Raw genomic sequence first — 24,770 nt, 5'->3', positions numbered from 1 at the left:
TGATGTTGCGAAATTAAATCACTATGTTTATGTGTAAAATTTTTACTCAGATATGAAGCGACTGATCGTCTTATTTATTCTAATACCCTTTTTATTTTCCGCTCAATCTTCAAAAAAATATCCGGCTTTATTGTGGAAAATAAGTGGTAACGGATTAAAGAAGCCATCGTATTTGTATGGTACCATGCACGTGAGTAACCGTGTTGCTTATTACTTATCTGAACAGTTTTTCGATGCTCTTAAATCTGTGGATGTTGTAGGACTGGAAACAAATCCAGGGGAGTGGCTGGAGAATATGGAAAGTACCGGAGAGTTGGATGAACTTAGCCAATTACGCAATCCAAATTTCTACAATAATGATTTCTACAAGAATGCTTTTACTGCATCGTTTCCCGAAAAGAGAATGCTGCAGGGAATTTTAAGTTACGATCCAGATATCATTAACGGATTGCTTTATAGACAAAACAAAACCAAAGAAAATTTTGAAGAGAGTACATATATTGATTTGTTTATTTATCAGTCGGCCTCAAAACTTGGTAAACAATTAATAAGCCTCGAAAACTTTGCGCAATCTGAAATTAAGGCACGTCTTTCATCTTTACCCGATGAAGATCCCGAACCTACAACTTCGCGAAATTTTGCTTACGGCACACAAACTATTGAAGATGCGTACCGCGAAGGAAATCTCGATAAGTTGGATAGCTTAAGTAAACTTGGCAGTTCTAAAAATACACAACGCTACCTGATCAACGACCGTAATGTGTTTTTTGTAAATACAATAGATTCTGTTTTAAAAACCAAAGCTCTTTTTAGTGGTGTAGGAGCAGCGCACCTGCCAGGAGACGAGGGCGTTATTGAATTGCTAAGAAAAAAAGGGTATACAGTTGAACCTATAACACCAAAAGTTTCTAAAAAAAGTACGACAATACGTGAAGAATTAGATCAGCAAATTAAACCTGTGAGTTTTCAAAAACAATTTATTCCTGATTCGCTTTTCTCGGTAAACCTTCCTGGTAAGCTTTATCCTATTGTAAATATTGGGCATTTAAAATACTACATCTACGCAGATATGGTTAATGGCAGCTTTTATACTATTGTGCGATTAAGACATCTTGGTCCGGTTTTTAATGTTACTCCTGAAGTTTTAATGCGTAGAACGGATAGTTTATTGTTTGAAAACATTCCGGGAAAAATTACCTTGAAAAAAGAAATTGTAAGTAATACCGGGGTTAAAGGCCTGGAAATTATCAATAAAACACGCCGCGGTGACGAACAACATTACCAGATTTTTTTTACTGACCTGGAGCTTATTATGTTTAAGCTTGGAGGAAAACACAATTATGCGAGTAGTACAGAGTCAAAGCAGTTTTTTAATTCAATTCAGTTTTCCTCAAAATCAGATAAGCCTGTCAATTTTAGCTCTAAAACAAAAGGTTTCAGCGTAAATCTCCCGGCTGATTATAGTTATTCCAAACATTCAGGGGCTTCTGTTGCCGGCATTGTTGAAGAGTTGTATGCCTACAGTAAATCAAAAAAACAATTCTACGGTGTGCAACAAGCTGTATACAATGACTTTAGTTATCTAGAAGAAGATACTTTCGAGTTAAATCAATTAGCGAAAAATATCCTTTTAAATTATAAGTTTAAAGAGGCAACTACTTTATTAACTAAGACAGAACAAGGCTTTCCCTGCATTGAGCTTAGCGCTAAAAATGCATCAGGAGCAAGCCTTCACGGTAAAGTTTACATCAGAGGTGTTCACTATTATTTCGTGTATTTAATTTCAGAACAGGAAACATCCTTTGAGTCAGATTTTTTTAAGTCATTTAAATTGATGGATTTCAATTTCACAAATCCAATCAAGGAGGTAACGGACAAAGATTTTTATTTTAAAGCGAAAGATGAAGTAAGCGATAATGCTCTCAGCCGTTTTAATGAGGCGTATGCAAAAGCATATGAAGCAAGTAGAACTAAAAAAGATTCCGTTAAAAAAGATTTTGATTTCAGAACTGAGAACAAGTTTTATTATTCTCCTTCGAGCAATGAATATGTAAATATTACCTACGAAAAATATAACGACTACGATTACCGCGATAGCAAAGAGATTGATGAAAAGATTACAAAGATTTTAACAAGCACAACAAGTATGTTTGTGAGCCATAAAAAAACCGGCTTTAAAGATGGACTTTTTACTTATACCTGTAGTTTGAAAGATACCGCTACTTCGAGAGCCATAGATGTTAAAGTCTTTATTAAAAATGGTTTAATGCATGAACTTTCGGTACCCTACGATACTACTGTTGGATTAAAAGGCTGGGCCAAAGAATTCATGGAGTCTTTTCATCCGATTGATTCTATTGTTGGCAAAAATATTTTCGAGAATAAATTTGGTCAATTACTTAACGACCTTGCTTCGACCGATACACTGATAAGACAAAAAGCCAACGTTTCGGTTAATTCTATTGGTTTTCAAAAGGCTTTTGGTGATGAGTTTGTCAAGTTTTTATCCAGCCCTAAACTTAACCTGGTTAATGAGGATAGCCGTGCGCAATTATTTGTGAATGGAGGAACGATTGAAAACGAAAAAATAATTCTGCCTTATAAAACGCTTTACAAACAGTATACGGATAGTTTTTATTTACAACTGTGTCTCTTAAAGGGGCTTGCTTATTTAAAAACACAAAACTCGTATACCGAATTTTATAACCTCTTAATGAGCGAGGTGCCGCTAGTGGGAGCCGGTAATACAGTAGGAGATGTCTTCTCGACCTTACACGACTCTCTGGAACTCTGCAAGAAGTTTTTTCCAGGAATGTTAACGCTTACTAAGTACGATGAGTACCGAGAGGCCGTTTATAGCCTTATGGCCGACATGCTTAGCAAAAAAATAATTACACCGGCCGTTTATATTCAACAAAAAGACAATATTCTTATAGACGCTAACCTAGCGTTAAAGCGTTATAATCCCATGGCTCAGAGAGCTCCGTCTGCGAGCGAGCAAGGTAATTTTGATTATCTTGAGAAATCAGCAAAAGAGCTTGCCGAAACAATTAAAGGAAGTTTGGAAGGATTAGCTAACAACACAAATTACAAGGGGTCGCGTTACTTAAGAAGTCTTGAATCTTATAACCGTTCTCCCCTCGTAAACTATGCATGGCTTTTGTCTCCGTTTTACAAAACCGATGAAAAAACAAAGCAGTTTTTTGGAAAGATTACAAAAATTAAAACACAAAGTATTGCTATGCCCGTTACTATCGATTTGCTTAAACAAAACATTGTGATTAATGATACGCTGGTTGCCTTTTATTGTAAAAACAAATTTACCCGCGCCTATTTTTACAGCGAACTTGAAAAAGAAAAGCTCACTGATAAATTTGATAAAAAATATTTGACTCAACAAAGCCTTATAGAATCTGTGCTTAGCAGTCAAAAGCAACTTACCAGTTTTTACAACTATGAGAAAGACAAGTTGAAAAAAGATAGTCTTATTCTTGTAAAAGAAGTGAAAGCAGCGAACAAGTATCAGAATGGCAAACTTTACATCTATAAAAGTCTTAAATTAAAAAATGAAGAAGAACAGTGGAGTGCTGTGTTTGTTCAGAATTCTAAAGATGCCATTACGTCGAAAATGGAAATCGTACAGGCAGGATATTACGTTGATAATACAAAAAGCGAACAAGAAAACATTAACGACCTTCTCGATTACTTTTCCTTAGGCTTCCGCAAGAGGGCACAATCGGGCGGTGGCTCTTACGAATAATTTTTTTGTCACTTTACTTTGAAAATGAATTATAGGCTCATAACCCAATTATGAGAAAGATTTTCTTTTTTGCGCTGTTAGTGTTCGCTGCACTACAATCCTGCAGGTACAGTCCTTATCTTAAATATTATCATACTTCTGCTAAAACGCATTTACCGCATTTTAATAAATGGGAAAAATACGTTGGCTCAAATACAAATGCTCTGAGAAGCTCCTACAATGTTACCTGTTACGACTGGTATGTGAGTGTTGATCCGGAAAAGCAAAAGATTAAGTCGGTCATGAAAATTTATTTCCGAATGGATTCTGCCCAAAAAAAGATCATGCTGGATTTTGAAAGGCACATGAAAATAGATAGTGTTAAGAGTACTGTTCCTTTAAAAAAGTGGACTCGGAAAAAAGATATTGTATACTTTACCTTTTCTAAAGAACTTCAAAAAAATGACAAAGTGCTTTTGGAAATTTTTTATCACGGGAAACCTATAAATGTTCTAAGCTATAGCACCGTTTACTGGAGAAAAGACAAGAACAATAAACCGTTGGTCTGTACTTCTACAGAAGGTGTTGGACCCCAACACCTGATCCCCTGCAAAATGCTTTTGGGAGACGAACCAGACAGCTGTTTTATCAGGGTGGGCGTACCAAAAGGTTTATCGGGCATAGCAAATGGAAAATTTTTAGGTATAAGAGATACTCCAGATGAAACTATATTTAACTGGGCGGTGATGAATCCTATTAACATTTATAACATCTCGTTCAATGTGGGAGACTATGTAGAGTTGGAAAAAGATTATACCGACATTAACAAGCAAAAAAGAAAGATCGAAATATACGTTTTGAGTTACAATAAAGCTAAGGCTGATACTTTTTACGACCAGGTGCCTTTGCTTATGCGTAATTATGAAAATCTCTTCGGCGTTTTCCCCTGGTGGAATGACGGTTGCAAGTTTATTGAATCGAATTTGCATAACAATGCTATGGAACATCAATCGGGTATTTCAATGGGAGAGGGGTATTATTACGATCATAAAAAAATGAGTGTTACTCTTGCTCATGAGTTAGGTCATGAATGGTGGGGAAATAATATTACGGGTTACGACTACGCAGACATCTGGCTTCACGAAGGGTTCGCTACGTTTTGCGAGTTTGTATCGGCTGAGGGGCTTTACGGGGCGGATGATTACAACAATTTTGTGCGGTACTATGCAACAACTGTACAGAACAAACGGCCGGTTCTTAAAAAGTATGAGGTCAATTACAACGCTATGATTCACTCACAAGACCAGGATATTTATGCGAAGGGCGCCATGCTTCTTCATACCTTACGCCGTCAGTTAAACAATGACGCTTTGTTTTTCGGTATTCTTAAAAAAGCGCAGAAGGTTTTCGCCAAAAGTAATATCCGTACAGCGCAATTCATTCAGCTTTTTAATCAAGCATCAGGCAGAGATTTTAGTCCCTATTTTGATATTTACCTGAACCAGGTGCAGCCGCCTATTCTTGAATATTCTTTTATCCCTATGGATTCGCTACACTCAACCATGACATACAAATGGAAAAATAACTTGCGTGAGGATTTTTCGATGAAAGTAGCTCTTGATTATAAAGACACATGTTACGTTCTGTATCCTTCTAATACCAATCAAAAAGTAGTAGTTCCTGCAAAAAAAACAATGGATTTTAACCGGTCTAAGTTTGGTTATATTTTGGTGGAAGTAGTCAAAAATTAGATGAAATCGGTTGCTGAAATGGCAACTTTAGAAAGTAGTATTTCTTGCTATGAATTTCCCAAAAAAATAAAAAACCTCAGACTATTCTGTTCTTTTCGAAGGCCTGAAATTTAATTTTATATGTATCTTAGTACCCTATGTCTACAAATTATAAAAGTGATACCGAAGCTATTGAAGCTTTCGTTGCAAAGCACAAAGAACTTACGGCTGAAATTGGAAAAGTAATTGTTGGTCAGGAGGAGACAGTAAAAAATGTCCTGATTTCTATCTTTAGCAGGGGACATTGTTTGTTAGTGGGTGTACCCGGATTAGCGAAAACTTTATTGGTAAATACCATTGCCGATGCTTTGGGTTTGAGTTTTAACCGTATTCAGTTTACTCCCGATTTAATGCCCAGCGATATTATTGGAAGCGAGATTCTTGATGAACAACGTCACTTTCAGTTTATAAAAGGACCTTTGTTTTCAAACATTATTCTTGCCGATGAGATTAACCGTACCCCGCCTAAGACTCAAGCTGCTTTGTTAGAAGCCATGCAGGAGAGACAGGTTACAGCTGCGGGAAAAAAATATATTTTAGATAATCCATTCTTTGTATTGGCAACGCAAAATCCTATAGAGCAGGAGGGAACATACCCTTTGCCGGAAGCGCAGTTAGACAGGTTTATGTTTAATGTATGGTTAGATTATCCAAAATTTGCTGAGGAGTTACAGGTTGTAAAATTGACCACCTCCGATAAAAAAGCAAAATTAAATAAAGTATTAAATGCAGAAGAAATAGTATTCTTCCAGGAATTGATCCGTAAAATTCCGGTAGCGGATAATGTGATTGAGTATGCTGTTAAATTGGTTCATAAAACACGTTTAAATAGTGAGCATACTACAGAAGTGGCTAAAAAGTATTTACAGTGGGGGGCCGGTCCGCGTGCATCTCAGTACCTTATTATTGGCGCAAAATGTCACGCTGCCATGAATGGAAAATTTAGTCCGGATATTGAAGATGTAAAAGCCATTGCAGTGCCTATCCTTCGTCACCGCGTGGTATTAAATTATAAAGCAGAAGCAGAGGGTGTTACTGTAGAAGAAATTATTAAACAATTATTGTAAGAGAAAAATGGGAGTTGATGAATTATTAGATGAGGATGCGTTTGATCCTGAAAAACTATTTAACGAAGAAGAATACAGTACGCTGATTATAGGGCGTGAAGGGTTTAATAAAAAAGAAAATAGTACAGCAGATCTTCTTGAATCCTTAATGGAGAAGGGCATTACCCGCCAGGAAAGTGAAGCTATCTTTTCAAAATTAAAAGAAACCAATTCGCAAAAAGTGATGATGGATGCTTTGCAAACTGCGCAGCGCGTGAGCGAAAAAACCATTATAGCTGCAGCTTGTTGGGAATGTGGCCTGGATTTTACACCGTATTTTTTGGATTTTGTAAAACTTGCAACGCATGATGATTTTCAGTTAGCTCTTGAATCTTTATCGGTAGTAGAAAGTATCGAAGGGGTTTTGGATGAGAAAACACTGACCCAAGCGATGGAAATTGCGCAGTCTGAAAAAAGTCCGAACAAAGAGTTGGTGAGCGACCTGGTTGATAATATTAAAGCAAGAATTTCTTAAGTATGTCTGATAAAACTTTAACATCATGGTTAGAAGTGGATGTAAAATCCGATTTTTCTATCCATAATATTCCTTTTGGAATTTATAGCGATAAATCCGTGAAACACCGCGCTGCTTCAGCCATTGGTGACTATATTATTGACCTTTATGAACTGGCTGATGCCGGACTTTTACAGGTTGATAAGTCTGTTTTAGACGCGCAATTTTTAAACGACTTTATTGATTTGGGAAAACCCATAACAAATGCTGTTAGGACTTCCATAATTAAACTTTTAAGTTCTGATTCATCTTTAAAAACAGATAAAGAATTGTTCTCTAAGGTATTTAAGAAGCAAACGGATGTAAAACTTCTAATGCCTGTTAGAGTGGGTGATTACACTGACTTTTATAGTAGCATTGATCATGCCACCAATATTGGAGCTATGATTCGCGATCCAAAAAATGCTTTGATGCCGAATTGGAAACATTTGCCTGTAGGCTATCATGGCAGGGCTAGTAGCGTTTGTGTAAGCGGTCATTCTTTCTACCGTCCAAAAGGTCAGCAAAAACCCGCTGATGCTGAATTACCGGTTTTTGGTCCCACCAAATTACTGGACATTGAACTGGAGACCGCTTTTGTTATTGGAAAATCTACACAAATGGGAGATAGCATCAGCACAGAAAAAGCAGACGATTATATTTTTGGAATGGTTTTGTTTAATGATTGGAGTGCAAGAGACATTCAAACATGGGAATATGTGCCGCTTGGGCCCTTTCTTGCTAAGAATTTCGCGAGTACTATTTCTCCCTGGATTGTAACGTTAGAAGCGCTGGAACCTTTCCGCACAAAAGGATATGTGCAGGATCCGAAAGTCTTGCCTTATCTTGAATACAGCGGAGATAAAAATCTTGATATTAAATTAGACGTGTTTTTAAAACCAGAAAACGGAGAAGATAATCTTATCTGTTCGTCCAATTATAAATATATGTACTGGACCATGGAGCAACAGTTAGCGCATCACACAGTAAACGGATGTAATGTAAATACTGGAGATTTAATGGGAAGTGGCACCATCAGTGGACCAGATCCAAAAGAATATGGAAGTATGATGGAGCTTACCTGGAGGGGGACAAAACCGATTACTTTAAAAGATGGATCGGAGCGTAAATTTGTAAACGACAATGATACAATAATTATTAAGGGGTATTGCGAAAAAGACGGCATTCGGCTGGGCTTCGGCGAATGTGTGGCAAAAGTTATGCCCGCAAAATAAAGAAGACAAAGAAATTAAAACGCCATTACAGAAACGTAATGGCGTTTTTTGTTTTATATTGATTAAAAATCAGTTCTATGATAAGCTACAAAAAACTTGAAGAAACAGAGACCACTCTTGCCAGGACGTTAATTCTTTGGTTCCAGGAAGACGATTTGGTTCCTCAGCCTGTTGCTCCATCTGATTATTATTTAAGAAATTTACTTGTACGGGATGATTTTCACATGCTTGTGGCTATGGATGGCGATAAGGTGGTAGGTGGCTTAACGGCGTTTGAACTACCCATGTATAAGGAAGAAGTAAATGAGATTTTTCTTTATGAAATAGGGGTTGATGAAACGTATAGAAAAAGAAATATAGCGACCGAACTCATTGAATGCTTGAAAAAAATAGCCGCTAAACGAGGTATCCCGGAAATGTATGTGGGAACTGAGATGAACAATGTTCCGGCCCGGAAGCTTTATCAGAAAACCGGGGGGAGTTTTGGATCAATAGCCTGGTACGTTTACAAACTTGAAAAAAAAGCACATTGATCGTAAAACTCAAACTAAAAAAGAGAATTTTTTTTATTAAATCGTTAAAGTATGCATAACATTCAAACAGTTTTGTTATCTTAACCTTGTACTAAAACCCTGGACCTATGAAAGCAGTGAAAGATGTTATGCGCCAACTTCCAACTTCTTGTGGAAGAAATGACAGTTTACAAACTGTTGCAACTAGAATGTCAATTTCTAAACTAGAGTTTCTGCCTGTCGTCGACGTAAATTCAGAAGTTATTGGAACACTTATTTACAAAGATATTCAGATTAAAATGTCACAGGATAATTTTTCCAACCTCCTTGTTTGTGATGTTATGAAGGTGGATGCATTGCTTGTGAATACTTATGATGACGAGGCATCAGCACTGAAACTAATGAGAAATAATCACGCTTCTTATCTTCCCGTGGTGGATGAAAAAAATCATCTTAAAGGAGTTGTTAGTTTTGTGGCCTTAGCCAGAAGAATCATTCAACTCAAACAAGAATTGAAAAGGGATTCTGAGAGAATGAAAGTTCAGGGTCTCGGACTTTCTATTTAAATTTTAGTTATAATCTGTAGTTCATTTTTCGTCTTCCGTCGAAAATACAGCTTGCTTTTTCCTAAAACGCGGGCTTAAAGGCAAAGCAGTCTTGCACTTTTCAAACTTATTAATACTTTAGCAGAAGTTTAAGGAAAGACCTTCAACTTTTTCTCATACAAAAGATTTGAAAATAATTTACCTTTTTAAAAATTAGCCCATGACTAAAAAATTACTTTTAATGAGTCTGCTTATAGGCAGCGCCTTAGCCGTTTCTGCACAAACAACCGTAACTTCGAAAATTTCAGCAGCACTCGACGATCACGAAGAGAAAATTTCAGGGCCCCTTCCTGTAACCGGCACAGCAGGTGATATGTATTCAGCAAGTACAGCATTAAATTTAGGAAGTGAAACCGCTACGTCGAATCCAGTTATGGTGGGTGTGCGATTTACAAACATCACAGTTCCAAAATTTGCAACTATTATTAGCGCCTATATTCAATTTAATGTTCAGGGTACATCAAATGTGGATCCCTGCACTATGTCAATTTATGCCGAAAATAATGTAAATCCGGCAACATTTTCTGACGCGGCTTCAAATTTGAGTTCGCGTTCACTTGCCCCGGGTTCGGTTAGCTGGAATGTAAGTGGAACATCATGGAGCACCGTAGGCTCAGTAACAGCCGATCAAAAAACTCCGGATATAAAATCTCTGGTAACGCCTTTGGTGTTTAAATCTACCTGGGCACCTGGAAATCCGATGGCTTTTTTCTTTAAAGGCCCTGGAATGCGTCAGGTGTATTCCTTTGAAGGAGATCCTACAAAAGTTGCAGAACTGACTATTACTTACAGCACAACCGGAACTTCTACGGTAGTAACAGGCACCGGAATTACGGAAATGCATAATACATCTTCGGTGAATGTTTATCCAAACCCATTTAAAAGCACTTTTAATGTAAAGGTGGAAGTTGAAACTCCTGGTGATGTTAAAATTTCTGTTATCGATATAACCGGAAAACTTGTGGAAGAGAAAAACTTTGAGCAAGCTGCGATGGGAACACTGAGTTACACTTTTGCTTCCCATTTAAATTCGGGGATGTATTTTGTAAAAGTTCAGGCTAATAATAAACAAGAAGTGATTAAAGTGATTTCAGAATAAGAAGTTGATAAAATTAAAAAATCCCGGGAGCTCTCTGTTGCTTTCGGGATTTTTTTATTTAGGCATTAGTCAATTATTTTCGGTTAAGCGGAGGAGCAGAAAAAGTTCTTTTTGTTCAATCTCTTTCACATCGCCAGGCTGCATGTTTCCAAGTTCGAGATCTTCAATTTTTGTGCGGATCAAACGTTTGCAATCGTGCCTCACTGCAGCACACATTTTCCGTATCTGCCTGTTTTTTCCTTCTGTAAGAATAAACTCCAGCCAGGAGTGTGGTAAAAACTCCTTAAAGGTATGAGCACGCTCCGGTAAATTTGCAGGTTTGTCGATAATAGTTACTTCGCAGGGCAGGGTAGTGTAGGTTCCTTTTTTCTTAATCAGGATATCCAGTCCATTACTCAGCTTTTCAATGGCTTCTGTTTCCACTTTTCTTTCTACCTGAACAATGTAATTGCGTTTATGTTTTCGTTCAGGATGAAGTAAACGTTTGGTAAGGGTTTTGTCTGTTGTCAATATTAGCAAACCTTCACTGTCATCGTCCAATCTTCCAACTGCATTTGTTCCTGCAGGGAAAACAAAATCAAGATCTCCAAGAAGTCTGTGGTCATATGGACTCACAAACTGCGAGATCATTTTGTAAGGTTTATAAATAATAAAGTAACGATCCATCTAAAAATTAACTCTGCAAAAATAAGCAGAATTTTCCGTCTTATTTTGCTATTTTTAAAGCAGGAATAAAATGAAAGAAAGTGCACAAATACAGATTATCCGGGCAGGGCAAGAGCAACTTTCTCTTCTTAAAAATATCAGCGTTCAAACCTTTAGCGAATCTTTTGCAAATGCTAATACGATGGAGGACATGGACCTTTATTTAAAAGATACGTTTAATGATGCTCTTCTTGAAAAGGAATTAAAAGACCATGAAACGCTTTACTATCTTATTTTTTTTGGGAGTGAAGCGGCTGGTTATTTGAAATTAAATCTTGGTGAAAATCAAAAGGAAAGTCTGAAAGAGGCGGTAGAGATTGAAAGAATATATATTCTCAGAGAGTTTCAAAACAAAAATCTCGGCCTGCACTTACTTGAAAAAACATATGCTGTAGCGCAGGAGAATAATTTAAAGCAGGTCTGGCTGGGTGTATGGGAACACAATCCTGGAGCTATACGATTCTATAAACGAAATGATTTCGTTGAATTTGGACAGCATCCTTTTATTTTAGGAACCGATAAACAAACTGATATTTTAATGAAACGTTATCTATGAACACGCTACTCCACTTTTTAATCGGCACCTGGTTTATTAATTATACCAACTTTCCAATGTGGACGAAAGGAGATAAACTGAATCCGACTTTTACTTACACCCTTATAAAAAAGAAAGAGGGTTCAGAATTACTTTTTGACGAAGTGAAGTATAAAAAGAAAACCAAAATAAGAACTATCAAAGGGTTCGATCATCCTGATAAACAAGACTCGTCTGCTTTTGTATGGAAAGGAAAAGGTATTTTAAGTTTATTAAAAAGTAAATGGAAGGTCGCGTTAAAGGATGAGGGCGGTGAGTGGGCGGTGATTTATTTTTCAAAAACTGCATTCACGCCAAAGGGTGTAGATGTTATCAGTAGGCATTGCTCGTTATCTGAAACGCAGCTGGAAAAAATTAAATCCATGATGCTGCAGGATAATTTGCTCAAGGAATATGTAAGTACCTTGCAACTTTTAAACCATAAGCAAGAATGAATCGCATTGATCGTTTGTTTGGAATTCTGACACTGTTACAATCGAAAAAATATGTACAGGCCGAAACTATTGCAGGTAAATTTAATATCAGTATCCGAACCGTGTACCGTGACGTGAAAGCACTTTGTGAGCAAGGCGTGCCGGTAAGTTTTGAGCAAACTAAAGGTTATTTTATAGTAAACGGATATTTTTTGCCTCCTATATCATTTAATTCTGATGAAGCAAATGCGCTGCTTTTAATAGAAAGCATTGTCTACGGATTTTCTGATAAGTCAATAAAAAAAAATTATTCAAGCGCTTTAAATAAAATTAAGGCTGTGTTGAATGCAAAACAAAAGGAACAACTGGAAGCATTGAACAATACGACGCATCTTCAATTACCTTCGCGCATCACACCAGAACTCGACTACCTATCGCCGCTGCAGGAGGCAATTTCTTCGAGACAGATTATTGAAATGGAATATGCTAATTCGAAAGAAGAGGCAAGTAAAAGAGAAATTGAACCTATAGGCCTGGTATTTTACGCCTTAAGCTGGCATGTAATAGCCTGGTGTCATAAACGCAGTGAATACAGAGATTTTAAGCTTTCTCGGGTTAAATCCCTGAAACACACAGGCACGCCGTTTACGCGTACCGAGCATATGGAACTTGCAGAATACATTAAGCAGCTGCCGGTTACGTTTTAAGCAACCCTCATTTAAGTGCAATAAAGATGATCTCTTTTTGGATTTAAACATTATTGCCAAATAAATAATAAAACAGACTGCCATAAGGTTGTCACTGCCTCCTCCTAATTTTGTCGCATAAACTTAAAACGATAAGACTATGACATTAATTAAAATGCTCTTAAAAGAGATGGATGCCGAATTTCAAACCACTAAAAAAATGCTGTCCTGTATACCCAATGATAAATATGATTGGAAGCCCCATACGAAAAGCATGTCTGTAAAAACATTAGCTACACACATTGCAGAGTTGCCCTCCTGGGTCACAATGGCATTAACTACCGATGGATTAGATTTTGCAAAAGAAACTTATAATCCACATCCGATAAATAGTACAACGGAGCTTTTAGAGTACGCGGAAAAAAATTACACGGATGGAAAAGCACACTTGGAAAAAGCAACAGAAGCAGATCTTTTACCCAACTGGACATTAAGAAATGGGGAACAGGTTTTCAGTGTGGCCACGAAAGGCGAAACTATCCGTCACGCTTACAGCCAGATTGTTCATCACCGCGCACAACTGGGCGTTTTTCTGAGGCTTTTGGATATTCCTATTCCCGGTAGCTATGGACCGAGTGCCGACGAGATGGCTCTGGCATAATTTTTATATAAAATTCACAGGGTTGCTATACGACCCTGTGAATTTTGTTCAAAGCTTAATTCATGATAAAAATTATACCGTATTATGAAGAAAGGTTTAAAAATTTTTCTGGTTTGCTTTGTGTTGGTCGCCGCTGTGGGAGGCTATTTCTTTTTCCATCCAAAACGGGCTTTAGACATTATTATTCCAAAATTTGAGAACATTGAAAATGTTCATATAACACCATTGAGCGATACATTGCTCATAGATGCAGATGTGCAGTTTGAAAACAAAAGTATTTTTAAACTCACTATCGACAGCTTTATTTATCATGTGAAACTAGACACCCTAACGCTTCTTTCAAAATCTCAAAATCTCAACATAAAGATGTTACCTTCAACAAAAGATACTGTTCGTTTACCTGTATCCTTGCCATTTAAAAGACTAAGTAAAGAAATAAAAAATCTTCAAGATCAGGATAGTGTTGATATCACTTATGATCTGCGAGTTGTTTATTCCACATGGCTGGGAAAGGCCAACCTTCCCTATAAAAAGACGGTAAAGATCGCTGTTCCCATTCCGCCCAAATTTGAGATCGAAAAATTAGACTATAAAAAAAGAGAGAAAAACCTTTTTTATTTTGATGCCTACGTAAAGGTTATAAACAAAGGAAAATTAGACCTTCATTTGAGCGATATCAAATATAAACTTACTGTAAAAGAAAATTTAAAGGTAGAGGGAAAGGATGATCAGGACATTCATTTAAAGCCAGGAACCGAAACACTGGTAGTGTTGCCGATTACCGTTGAATTTAAACATCTTCTTAAAACACTTGTGAGTGTTGTTACCGATAACGATAAAGTGAACTACCATTTAAAAGTTACAGGTATGGCGCGTATGGATAAGATAAGTACGAAAAAAACGCCGGTAGAAATAGAAAAAAAAGGAATTACCGAATTAAAGAAATAGATTTGTTTCTTTTCTAATCACCCATGCTTGAGCCCAATTTTATACCTTTTCCTGTACTAACAACGCAGCATTTAATTTTGCGACGGTTAAGAATAGAAGATTCTCCTGAAATTTTTATACACCGTTCAGATCCTGCAATCAACGAATTTATTAAGCGCGATCTAGCATTGAACGAAGAGGATGCGAAAAACTGGATACTTAAAGTCTTAACCCTGGAGGAAAAAAATGAAAGCATTAACTGGGCAATTGCGCTAAAAAGTCAAACGGAATTAATTGGTACAATTTGTTTGTGGAATATTGAAAAAGACAATCATGTTGCCGAGGTAGGATATAGCCTTCATCCCGATTATTTTGGTAAAGGTTTAATGACAGAAGCCCTTCTCGCTGTTAATAATTATGGTTTTGAAACTATGAAACTCTCCAGAATTGATGCTTACACACAAAAGGGCAATGTGCGTTCCATTAAAATGCTGGAAAAAAATGGTTTTAAGAGAAATTTCGATTTTGAAAAAATCTATCCCAATAAGGAAGAATTAGAGTACAATGGCATCTATACTCTTAGCCGAAAATAGCTCATCGAATTTTTTATCTTTGTTGAAACAATACGCATGAGAAATTCAATAATTTGTGTTCTGATAAGCTTGATCTTTAGTTTCTGCAGAAATGAAGACCCTGGCAAGGAAATGAATGCCTGGTTTGAAAAAGAAATAGCTAACCGCAGACAGATCTTAGATACTTTGAAAGTTTCTAACGACTCTCTTAAGATTAACACAGCTGCAGTTCATGAAGAAGTTGCTGATCTGATATTACTTTCCAAGGATGTTGAGAATCTGTCGGCCTGTGTTAACAGGGCGAACGCTTATTTTCTAAATCTTGCTAATAGTTATGGCATTAATCAATCTGATTTTGGAAAAGTATCTACAGAAATGCATATAAACGTTATTGCAATCACTCTCAAACAAAATGAGTTAAATCTACTCAACCAATTAATTTTTAAATCTCGGCCAAACCAGTTAATTCCTTATACAGCCCAATAATTGGTCCGATTTTTGTAGATTTTATGCTGTTAATTATTGGATATTTTTGTACTTAAATCTTCATTATTTGACGGAAGTCCTTGATTACAAACTAATAGTTTAATATATTGTACTACAGTTCATTAAAAAAAATTATGAAAAAAATACTCTTAACATTTTGCCTTATAACGGTAGGGCTTTTCGCTCAGGCACAAACTAACCTTTTTTCGAATTTAAAGAGGATTATCTCTGAAACGGCCCCTGAAATTAACATAGATAATAAATTGATTGCCATGAATGTATGGAGTCTTGATAACATGGAAAGTCGTGAAGCCAATAAAAGTTTTGAAAAAGCGTACGGTGTTTATGAAGTTGCCATTTTAAAAGGAGGTAGAAAAGGACTGATAGTTTTGGCGATTAATAAAGATGAGCTCACCAGTGAAGCCGTTATAACCCTGAAAAAAGATGGCGTAACAAAAATGATTTCTGTTAAATTGAGCGAGCTGCCTGGCCTTGATGCTAATACCAGTAATTTGGTTTTTGACAAAGATGGAAATGAGATTTACAGAAATCTCAGTTCACCAAATGTTTTCAGTTCAATTAATCATTTAATCACGCGCTAAGCATACCGATATGAAAAAAATACTATTCTTCTTTGCTTTACTGGTAAGCTTTTCTAAAACATTCGGCCAGATAAATAATAATTGTGTCGACGCGATTCCATTATGCAGCACCCCAAGTTTTACCTTTAATGCGGGTAGTGGCCCTGGATCTGTAGTTGACTTTTCCACTCCGGCCACTTATTCAGTTTCTAATCCCGGTACTAACCCTGGTTCTGCGAATAGCGGGTGCCTGCACTCCGGAGAATTAAACCCTCAATGGCTTTTAATTACTATAGGAAATGCAGGTTTGCTGGAATTTGTTTTTGGCGCGGGTAATAGTGCCAATCCGCAGGTAGGATGTTATGATTGGGCCATGTGGCCTTATTCACCAACCACATGCGCTGATATTTTTAATAACACTTTGGCTCCCATTCGTTGCAACTGGAATGGCACATGCAGTGGTGGTACGGGTATAGCTTCGGCTTCCAACATGGCAACCTTTAACGGAAATGCGGCAGACTTCGAGCCGCCTTTACAGGTAAACGCTTGTCAGCAGTTTATAATTTGTATTTCCAACTACAGTGGTGTAAATACCCTCGTGAGTTTTTTAAGTATGGGTACCGCGAGCTTATCTTGTAGTCCGAATTGCAGTCCGAATTATAATGTTTGTTATGGCTCATCTGCTACGGTTACACCTGTGAATTACGCAGCCCTTTCAAGTCCTACATTTGCTATTCCCGCACTTAATCTTTCGAATACTACGGGTAGTTTTGTAATTACACCATCTGTTACAACTACCTACACAACGCTCATTACCGGTATTAATTCTGTTAACTCAGTACAAACACTTACTGCAACTTCTACAATAACTGTAAATCCAGTTCCCCTTGTTGCTCCAACAGTTACTAATACAAGTTGTACCAGTACTTTAAATGCAGTAGATCTTCACTTAACATTTTTTCCTACTACTAACCCGGCGCCTAGCTACACTATTAACTGGTCGACGATACCAAACGGGGTCACGACGTCTTCGCAGACTACCTTTACAGGCGGTATAGCGCCTGGAGTTTACACAGCAACGATAACTACTGCCGCGGGCTGCGCTACCATTACCAGTTTCACTATCAATCCTCAGCCTACATCGGTTAATTTGATAGTAAATCCATTAGGCTCAACGCATACAATAACTTGTATATCGAATGTGACTTTAACGGCTATGAATCCCGCTTATAATTACACCTGGTCGAGTACGGTTGCGGTGTTTAACGGATCGGTTGCTGTTTTCACACCTACCATGGTTGCCACTTACACCTTAACTGGTCTTGATCCAGTGTCCGGGTGCGTAGGGACCCGCACTTTTGTAATTGGTCAGAATACTATCACTCCAATTTCTTCCATCGCTCCTGCGTTTCAGAACATTACCTGCAACTTAAGTTCCATTACTACTATTACTGCAACAGCAAGTCCTTCAGTAAACGTTACACAAATTATCAGTTCGCCTCTTGGTGGAACTTTTGCAGCACAATCCTATAGCACTATTTATACGCCCGGTGGGGTAGGCGTGTTTACCGTTTGTGCGGTTAATGACGCTAATGGATGTACGAGTTGCAAAACCTTTACAGTAGCTTCAAATCAGGGGTTTCCAACTTATAACATTAGTAGTCCTGACAATTTTACTTTGGGTTGTAACTCAAAAAGTGTTGCAGTCGTAAATATTATAAATGGAAACACAAGTCCTCAGGGAGGTCCGGTATCCTATACCATTCTACCTCCTGGTGCAAGCAGTGTAACCCCAAGTGGAAACTTGAGTACTTTATCCACATACTCTATAACTGCACCTGGAACTTACACGGTTATTACAAAAGATAATAACAGCCTCTGTGAAACCCGTACACCTATTTCTATTCTGAATAATATTTTAGGTCCAGATCTGATTGCGTCTGTGCCAAGAACTGTTCTTGATTGCGATAATCCAAAAGTAAAATTACAAGCATCGAGTGCATCACCCAACGTGAGTTACCTTTGGTCATTCGCAGGAAATCCCGGTACGCTGCAGGGTGATTCTATAACTGTTAACTCTGTATCTACCTCTGCTACAAATTCAATGGTAGGAAATTATACTCTAACTATTACAGATAACAGCAGTACTTGTAAATCAGATACAGTTGTTCAGATTCGTCAGAATTTATATCCCCCGCAAGTCGCGATATCGGGTGGTAGCGTTTCTTTAACTTGTAAAACAGGAACCTTCGTGCTTACAAATCAAAGTAAAACAGGTATTCCACCCGTTACTGGTTTCCCTTATCAAAATTATGTTATCGGGTATATTTGGCAAGGCCCTTCACCGCAGCAGCCATTGCAATTGAGCACGACTTATACTGCAGCTACTACAGGACTTTACACTTTAACTGCTAAAGATTTAAATAACGGTTGTCTCGGTGTTGCTACCACTAGTATTGGTGATAACAGGACTTATCCAGAGGTTAATAAACCTGTGGCACCAGAACCATTTACATTAGACTGTGGCTCAAATATTAGATCAATTTATGCGGCAGTTACAGGGTCTACTTCACAGTATTCGTATTTTTGGAATGCTCCTCCAGGAGCCCCCCTTCCCAGCCAGGCGAATTCGGCCACAATCACCATTAGTAAAATTGGTATTTATAGAGTTATTGTTACAAATACTGTGAACGGTTGTGGATCGGTGGGTGAAGTTTCAGTTATCAACGGAACATTGAATGCGGATTTTGAAATGCAACCAGCAAAAGGTCCAGCTCCTTTATCAGTTACTTTCTTTAATAACTCAACGTCCAGCTTAGGGGCGTCTAACATCAGTTCCTACTGGAGTTTTGGAAATGGAACTTCAACAGTTACCAATGCCAATACTCTATCTACTAGTAATGTTTTCAATTTACCAGGAACATATAAAGTAACGATGTTTGCTACCAAAGGAACCTGCCTGGATACAGTGGTAAAATATGTTGAAGTTGACATTCCAGCCACACTTGAGATTCCGAATGTATTTACACCTAACGGCGATGGTGCTAATGATTTATTTTTCTTAAAAGCGGCTAATCTGGAAGAAATTTCGATGGTAGTTTTTGACAGATGGGGGCATGTTGTTTATGATATCATCAGCAGAACGGGCAACGTTGCATGGGACGGAAAAAATAAATCAGGAAAAGATTCTGCTGAGGGAACCTATTTTTATACATTAAAAGCTAAAGGAAAAGATGGTCAGACTTTCGAGAAAAAAGGAACCATTAGTTTATACAGGTAAAAATAGATTATAAAGTATAGGTCTGTTTCGTATTTTTAGATAGTTGAAAATAATAATTCATTTGAGAAATCTCCTTATCAGCGTCGGGAGATTTCTTGATTATAGAATGACAGATTAAACAGGTTGAATTTTACACACACACACAATACATCAGGATATGAAAAAAATAATAGTTGTACTCTTTGTTTTAGTAGGTCACTACTTAAGCGCACAATCCAGTTGTGCAAATGCTGCACCATTCTGTGCTGGTGGTCAATCTGGGATAACATTTCCAGCAACGAGCACAACCGGTACCCCTCAAAGCGCTGAGACAGGGCCTAACTATGGATGTTTAGGGTCAACTCCCAATCCTGCGTGGTATTATCTTCAAATAAGTAATAGTGGAAATCTGGATATCCTCATACAGGGTCAGGCTACTTCGCCTCCAGGACCCGGTTCGGATGTGGATTTTATTTGCTATGGACCATTTAACAGTCTTACTGGCGCATGCAATAGTCTCACTGCTGGCAATACGGTGGACTGCAGTTATTCAGGAAGTTATACCGAAACTCTAAACATCTCGAACGGTGTTGTAGGGCAATACTATATGGTTTTAATCACCAACTTTGCCAATGTTCAACAGGATATAGAATTTAGTCAGTTTGGCGGTAATGGAACAACCAATTGCGCTTTGCTCACCAATAATTCAAAGATATGTGCGGGAAGTTCAGGAACAGTAGTTGCCACCAACACATCTAGTTTAACAACCCCCTCATATTCAATGAATCCCGGAAATCTTACGAGTTCAACAGGTAGTTTTGTTGTAACACCTACGGTTACAACGGTGTATACGGTTTATATTTCAGGTACAACTGCAGCAAGTGTGGTAATCACACAAACAGCGGCTTCAACGGTTTCTGTGGATCCCCAGCCCACAGTAGTTCCCACGGTAACGAATACGAGTTGTACGAGTACTCTGAACGCGTTTAATTTAAATTTGAGTTTTTTCCCGGCCACGCCTGCTCCTGGTTACACGGTTAACTGGGCTTCGGTTCCTAATGGGGTAACATCTAATACAACAACATTTTTGTCGGGCAGTGGTATTCCGGCGGGTCCTTATACGGCTACGGTAACGGCAGCGGGTGGTTGTTCAGCGGTGGCGAATTTTACGCTTAATCCTGTTCCTGCACCAGCTCTTATTACCATACTTCCGGCAGGGCCTGTATATTCGGTTACCTGTTTAACTCCAACTGTAAATTTAATTTCTCAGGTATCTACTAATACTTATACCTGGACGAATGGAACCAGTACGGTGATTAATGGTTCAGTGGCAGCCATTACCAATTCAACGATTGGTAATTACACGCTCTATGCTCTAAATCCTGTTTCAGGGTGTACCTCTTTTCAGACCTTTACGGTGGGGCTCAACATATCCACGCCCTCAGCAACATTAAATCCTTTGTTTCAGAACATTACTTGTAATTTAACCTCTATAACAACAATTACATCAGTTGCTAGTCCAACGATAAATATTACCCAGCAAATACAGTCTCCCTCTGGAGGAACTTTTGCAACTACCTCTAATACCCTGGTTTATTTACCCGGTGGGGTAGGTAACTTTACGCATTGTGTTATCAATGATATTAATGGTTGCTCCTCTTGCCGTATTTTTACAGTGAGTTCCAACCAGGGATTTCCTACTTACAATGTTTTGAGTCCTGATAATTTCACTCTTGGGTGTAATTCAAAAAGTGTGGCTGTTATTAATATCGTCAACGGAAATACCTCTCCCCAGGGCGGACCGGTGTCTTACACTTTACTTCCCCCGGGAGCAAGCAGTGTAACGTTAAGTGGAAATCTTAGTGTTTTATCTACGTATTCAGTAAATGTACCGGGTACCTGGACGGTGATTACAAAAGATAACACGAGTTTTTGTGAAACCCGTACACCGATTTCAATTTTATCAAATACTTTAGGCCCAGACCTTAACACCAGCGTTCCAAGAACCATATTGGATTGTTATGTTCCAACTATCACTTTGAGGGGAAGCAGTAGCACTCCCAATGTAAATTACCTATGGTCATTTGCCGGTACTCCGGGTAGTTTGCAGGGAGATAGCATTACAGTTTATTCCAACTCCATAGCTCCCACCAGTTCAGTGGTTGGTAATTATACCCTGACAATAAGGGATAACAGTAGTACTTGTAAAACAGATACAGTGGTGATTATGCGCCAGAATTTATATAAACCCATTGCAGCAATCTCTGCAGGTTCACCTTCTCTTACCTGTTTAACCTCTACCATTGTTTTAACCAATCAAAGCAGCAGCACCATTCCACCCGCTACGGGCTTCTCTCAAGGACTTCCCGCTATAGGCTTTTTATGGCAGGGGCCCTCTCCGCAGGAACCAAGACAATTAACCACTACTTACATTGCCGGAACAACGGGTATTTATACGATCACTGCTAAAGATTTAAACAATGGTTGTACCTCTACAGGCACAATTGTTATTGGCGACTATAGAAAATACCCTGACTTAGAACCAAATTCTACCATCAGTATCGATACCCTGGATTGTGGTTCAAATTTTTTCAACATCACTCCACCCTTAATACTTTCGCCCGAAAATAAGAATTATGCATACAGTTGGATCGCTCCTTCCAATGCTTCTATTTCTTCATCCAGCTCAGCTAGTATAAGTATAAACAAAGCAGGTAACTACCGTGTGGTAATTACCAATACCGCTAACGGATGTTCTACCCCTGCACAGGTAACGGTTATAAATGGAACACTGGATGCCAGCTTTACAGCAGATAACATGAGTGGTTATGCTCCATTGAATGTTACCTTTAGCAATACCTCTTCATCGAGTTTAAACAGCTCTGGAATAAATGCTTATTGGAATTTTGGAAACAGTACAGCTACCCCAACTCTAAGCACCTTATCAACGGCTAATGCTATCTACACCCAGCCTGGAACTTATACGGTGAGTTTATATGTTACCAAAGGCAGCTGTTTGGATACAGCGCAGCTTGTTATACAGGTAGATATTCCTTCGGCCATCGAGATTCCAAATATTTTCACCCCAAATGGTGACAATGTAAATGATTTATTCTTCTTAAAAAGTTCAAATCTTGATAAGATCACCATGCAGGTTTTTGACCGTTGGGGCAATCTTGTTTTTGATATCCAAAGCGCCTCTGGCAATGTATCGTGGGATGGAAAATACGAATCAGGAAAAGAAGCTGCTCCAGGAGTTTACTTCTACATTATCAAAGCAAACGGGAAAGACGGTTCTAAATACGATAAAAAGGGTACGATTACTTTAGTAAGATAGTCATCACATAATTCTTGAATGAATTTTAAATCCCGGGTTGATAAAACAACCCGGGATTTTTTTATAGAGAATATTGCTTTACAGCTTATTTAATTTGCCATCCAATACCTGTAAGGTTCTTTTTCACCGAGAATATTAGTGATCATTAGCATTCTTAAGTTCAAAAAAAAGCCCTGCATTATGCAGGGCTTCTTGTAAATTAGTTTATTCCTAATCTTTAATAAATTTAGTAGTCTGCTTAAAACCATTTTTTTGAGTAATAAGCAAGGTATATACGCCACGCGATAAACTACCTATCTGTATTTCTGTTTTGTAAAGACTTAACTCTTGTTTTAAAACTACTTCTCCTAAAGCATTAAAAACTTCAAATGTTCCTGCGCTTTCAATTCCTTCTGTTAAAAGTGTTACAACATCGTGCGCCGGATTTGGAAAGAGATGAATAGAGAGTTGAGACACCGTGTTTTTAGTTAAACCTACTAAATTACAATCTCCAAAAATTACAGCTGTGGTTTGTGCGGTACAATCATTGTTGAGATCTTTAGCGATCATGGTGTAAGTTCCACTGGTGGATGCCGTATACGTTGTTGATACTGCTAATGAGTTTTGAGAGGGCGCGAACCAAGACAACCCAACTACAGGCTGATTCACCGGAAAACCTGTAGAAGGCGGGATGCCCGAATAACTTACATTGGATAAAACAATAGTTGGGGTTGTGCAGGAAAGAGTATACATGCCACCGGCACTAATAGAAGCTATCGGGGGAAATAAATTCTGATATACCGGAATAACTGAATTACTGGTACAAGTGTTATTATTATCCGTCACCACAAAAGTGTATGTGTTTGCTATTGTTTGAGTGACGTTGGCATTCGCAGAAGCAGTGATCGTTGGGCCGTAAACTGCACCATTTGCAGAATTCCAGTTTAGTGAAACGTTTGTGCTAGTACTCGAACCTTGTAAGATCAATTGATTGAGACTACAGTTCAAGACGGTGGTAGGTGTAGTTACGGTTACATTCGGCGAGACTGTATTCTGTAAAATGGTAACAGGAATTTGCGTAACGCAGAAACTTGTATTGTCCTTAACGATAACATAATAAGTTCCTGGAGTAGCCACAGTGTAGGAACTTAACGAACTTAGACTTCCGCTGGGTGCAGGATTTGTTTCAGAGAGAGGCATAAAGGTGTAGGATACAGGACCGCCCGGAGGACTTGTGGTTGCATTGATAATATTTACTGTCACAACACTCTTCGTGCGGCAACCAAGCGTGTAATTCTGAGGACTTACCACACTAAATGTCGGAAAGTTCTGACTGCTCACAATCGCAAATGTTGATGAACTTGTGCAGCCATTGCTATTGTCCGTTAAAATATGCGTGTATGTTCCCGGACCTAAGGGTGCGTACGCCACAGTTCCGGTTGCAATCACAGAGGCGCCGTAGGGACTCACAAAAGTGTGGGTGGCACTTCCGGGGAAATTAGAAGAAACGCCGCTTCCGAGTGCAGTGTTGCAAGCTATGGTTTGTGAAGGAGGACTTACTGAAGAATTGGGGGGAGTAGTGTTAGTTGTAACACTTAGATATTGCGTATCAAAAACGGTGTTTGTTGAGTCTGCAATAGTGACTGTGTAATTGCCGGGAAGTGTAATAGTCACGTTGGGTCCGGTGAGCGAGGTACTTGGACCTGTCCACACAAAATATATAGGCGGTACTACGGCTGAATTTGCTGAAAATGAAAGTGAAGGAGTTAAACAGGTTAGACTAGTTGACCCCGAGTTGTTAGTAATTGTAAAACTAGAAGGAGCCTGTGCAAGTGAACTTAAAGTCAGCTGAGCGAGGGAAAGTAGTAAAAGTAGTTTTTTCATAGTAAAGGGTTTTTGTTATTAATAAGTGTGTGGGATTTTTAGGGCGTCCCTAACTTATTAAACAAATTTATTAATTGAAAGGTTGGGTAAGCCCTCAAATCTATTC

The 24,770-nt window shown here is 38.3% G+C and carries 20 protein-coding genes; 18 read left to right on the top strand and 2 right to left on the bottom strand.

Going from position 1 to position 24,770, the window contains the following annotated elements; translation table 11 throughout:
* Nucleotides 1-52 precede the first annotated feature (52 nt).
* The 8 genes from CNR22_22410 (at nucleotide 53) to CNR22_22375 (ending at nucleotide 10,579) form a co-directional block, all read left to right on the top strand.
* Complete coding sequence (locus tag CNR22_22410) at nucleotides 53-3,760, top strand: hypothetical protein (GenBank protein PBQ34412.1); 3,708 nt, start codon at nucleotides 53-55, stop codon at nucleotides 3,758-3,760.
* Nucleotides 3,761-3,810: 50 nt separating this feature from the next.
* Nucleotides 3,811-5,490, top strand: coding sequence for a hypothetical protein (locus CNR22_22405; GenBank protein ID PBQ34411.1), 1,680 nt, complete (start codon nucleotides 3,811-3,813; stop codon nucleotides 5,488-5,490).
* Nucleotides 5,491-5,627: 137 nt separating this feature from the next.
* Nucleotides 5,628-6,596, top strand: a complete 969-nt coding sequence (locus tag CNR22_22400; protein PBQ34410.1) for an AAA family ATPase — start codon at nucleotides 5,628-5,630, stop codon at nucleotides 6,594-6,596.
* Between the two features lie 7 nt (nucleotides 6,597-6,603).
* Nucleotides 6,604-7,110 (top strand): hypothetical protein, encoded by a 507-nt coding sequence (locus tag CNR22_22395; protein PBQ34409.1) that lies wholly within the window; start codon nucleotides 6,604-6,606, stop codon nucleotides 7,108-7,110.
* 2 nt (nucleotides 7,111-7,112) lie between these two features.
* A complete protein-coding gene (fahA, locus tag CNR22_22390) occupies nucleotides 7,113-8,363 on the top strand; it encodes a fumarylacetoacetase (GenBank protein PBQ34408.1) in 1,251 nt (416 codons plus the stop codon).
* Between the two features lie 77 nt (nucleotides 8,364-8,440).
* Nucleotides 8,441-8,896 carry a hypothetical protein gene (locus tag CNR22_22385; GenBank protein ID PBQ34407.1) on the top strand — a complete coding sequence of 152 codons (456 nt, stop codon included), beginning with the start codon at nucleotides 8,441-8,443 and terminating at the stop codon, nucleotides 8,894-8,896.
* A gap of 107 nt (nucleotides 8,897-9,003) precedes the next feature.
* Nucleotides 9,004-9,441: a hypothetical protein gene (locus tag CNR22_22380; protein PBQ34406.1), complete on the top strand. Its 438-nt coding sequence runs from the start codon at nucleotides 9,004-9,006 to the stop codon at nucleotides 9,439-9,441.
* A 199-nt stretch (nucleotides 9,442-9,640) separates the two neighbouring features.
* Complete coding sequence (locus CNR22_22375) at nucleotides 9,641-10,579, top strand: hypothetical protein (GenBank protein PBQ34405.1); 939 nt, start codon at nucleotides 9,641-9,643, stop codon at nucleotides 10,577-10,579.
* 69 nt (nucleotides 10,580-10,648) lie between these two features.
* Here the strand turns inward: CNR22_22375 and CNR22_22370 are convergent, their stop codons facing one another.
* A complete protein-coding gene (locus CNR22_22370; GenBank protein ID PBQ34404.1) occupies nucleotides 10,649-11,245 on the bottom strand; it encodes a pseudouridine synthase in 597 nt (198 codons plus the stop codon).
* Between the two features lie 70 nt (nucleotides 11,246-11,315).
* Here CNR22_22370 and CNR22_22365 point away from each other — a divergent pair, with 70 nt between their 5' ends.
* The 10 genes from CNR22_22365 to CNR22_22320 all read left to right on the top strand — a co-directional run bounded on the left by CNR22_22365 (nucleotide 11,316) and on the right by CNR22_22320 (nucleotide 22,801).
* Nucleotides 11,316-11,840 (top strand): GNAT family N-acetyltransferase, encoded by a 525-nt coding sequence (locus tag CNR22_22365; GenBank protein ID PBQ34403.1) that lies wholly within the window; start codon nucleotides 11,316-11,318, stop codon nucleotides 11,838-11,840.
* Entirely contained in the window at nucleotides 11,837-12,313 is a 477-nt protein-coding gene (locus tag CNR22_22360) for a hypothetical protein (protein ID PBQ34402.1), read from the top strand. Before CNR22_22365 ends, CNR22_22360 begins: the two co-directional genes overlap by 4 nt.
* Complete coding sequence (locus CNR22_22355) at nucleotides 12,310-12,999, top strand: DNA-binding transcriptional regulator (GenBank protein ID PBQ34401.1); 690 nt, start codon at nucleotides 12,310-12,312, stop codon at nucleotides 12,997-12,999. Before CNR22_22360 ends, CNR22_22355 begins: the two co-directional genes overlap by 4 nt.
* 139 nt (nucleotides 13,000-13,138) lie before the next feature.
* Nucleotides 13,139-13,639, top strand: coding sequence for a damage-inducible protein DinB (locus tag CNR22_22350; protein ID PBQ34400.1), 501 nt, complete (start codon nucleotides 13,139-13,141; stop codon nucleotides 13,637-13,639).
* Nucleotides 13,640-13,723: 84 nt separating this feature from the next.
* Complete coding sequence (locus CNR22_22345; protein ID PBQ34399.1) at nucleotides 13,724-14,587, top strand: hypothetical protein; 864 nt, start codon at nucleotides 13,724-13,726, stop codon at nucleotides 14,585-14,587.
* A 23-nt stretch (nucleotides 14,588-14,610) separates the two neighbouring features.
* A complete protein-coding gene (locus CNR22_22340) occupies nucleotides 14,611-15,159 on the top strand; it encodes a GNAT family N-acetyltransferase (protein ID PBQ34398.1) in 549 nt (182 codons plus the stop codon).
* Between the two features lie 36 nt (nucleotides 15,160-15,195).
* Nucleotides 15,196-15,624 (top strand): hypothetical protein, encoded by a 429-nt coding sequence (locus CNR22_22335; GenBank protein PBQ34397.1) that lies wholly within the window; start codon nucleotides 15,196-15,198, stop codon nucleotides 15,622-15,624.
* A gap of 134 nt (nucleotides 15,625-15,758) precedes the next feature.
* Complete coding sequence (locus tag CNR22_22330) at nucleotides 15,759-16,226, top strand: hypothetical protein (GenBank protein PBQ34396.1); 468 nt, start codon at nucleotides 15,759-15,761, stop codon at nucleotides 16,224-16,226.
* 10 nt (nucleotides 16,227-16,236) lie between these two features.
* Nucleotides 16,237-19,485, top strand: coding sequence for a hypothetical protein (locus CNR22_22325; GenBank protein ID PBQ34395.1), 3,249 nt, complete (start codon nucleotides 16,237-16,239; stop codon nucleotides 19,483-19,485).
* Nucleotides 19,486-19,642: 157 nt separating this feature from the next.
* Nucleotides 19,643-22,801, top strand: a complete 3,159-nt coding sequence (locus tag CNR22_22320) for a hypothetical protein (GenBank protein PBQ34394.1) — start codon at nucleotides 19,643-19,645, stop codon at nucleotides 22,799-22,801.
* 210 nt (nucleotides 22,802-23,011) lie between these two features.
* On the opposite strand, the gene CNR22_22315 is transcribed toward CNR22_22320, so the two are convergent.
* A complete protein-coding gene (locus CNR22_22315; GenBank protein PBQ34393.1) occupies nucleotides 23,012-24,664 on the bottom strand; it encodes a hypothetical protein in 1,653 nt (550 codons plus the stop codon).
* Nucleotides 24,665-24,770: the final 106 nt, after the last annotated feature.

The organism is Sphingobacteriaceae bacterium (assembly GCA_002319075.1).
GTDB lineage: Bacteria > Bacteroidota > Bacteroidia > B-17B0 > Aurantibacillaceae > Aurantibacillus.
This window is presented reverse-complemented; position numbering and strand designations above follow the sequence as displayed.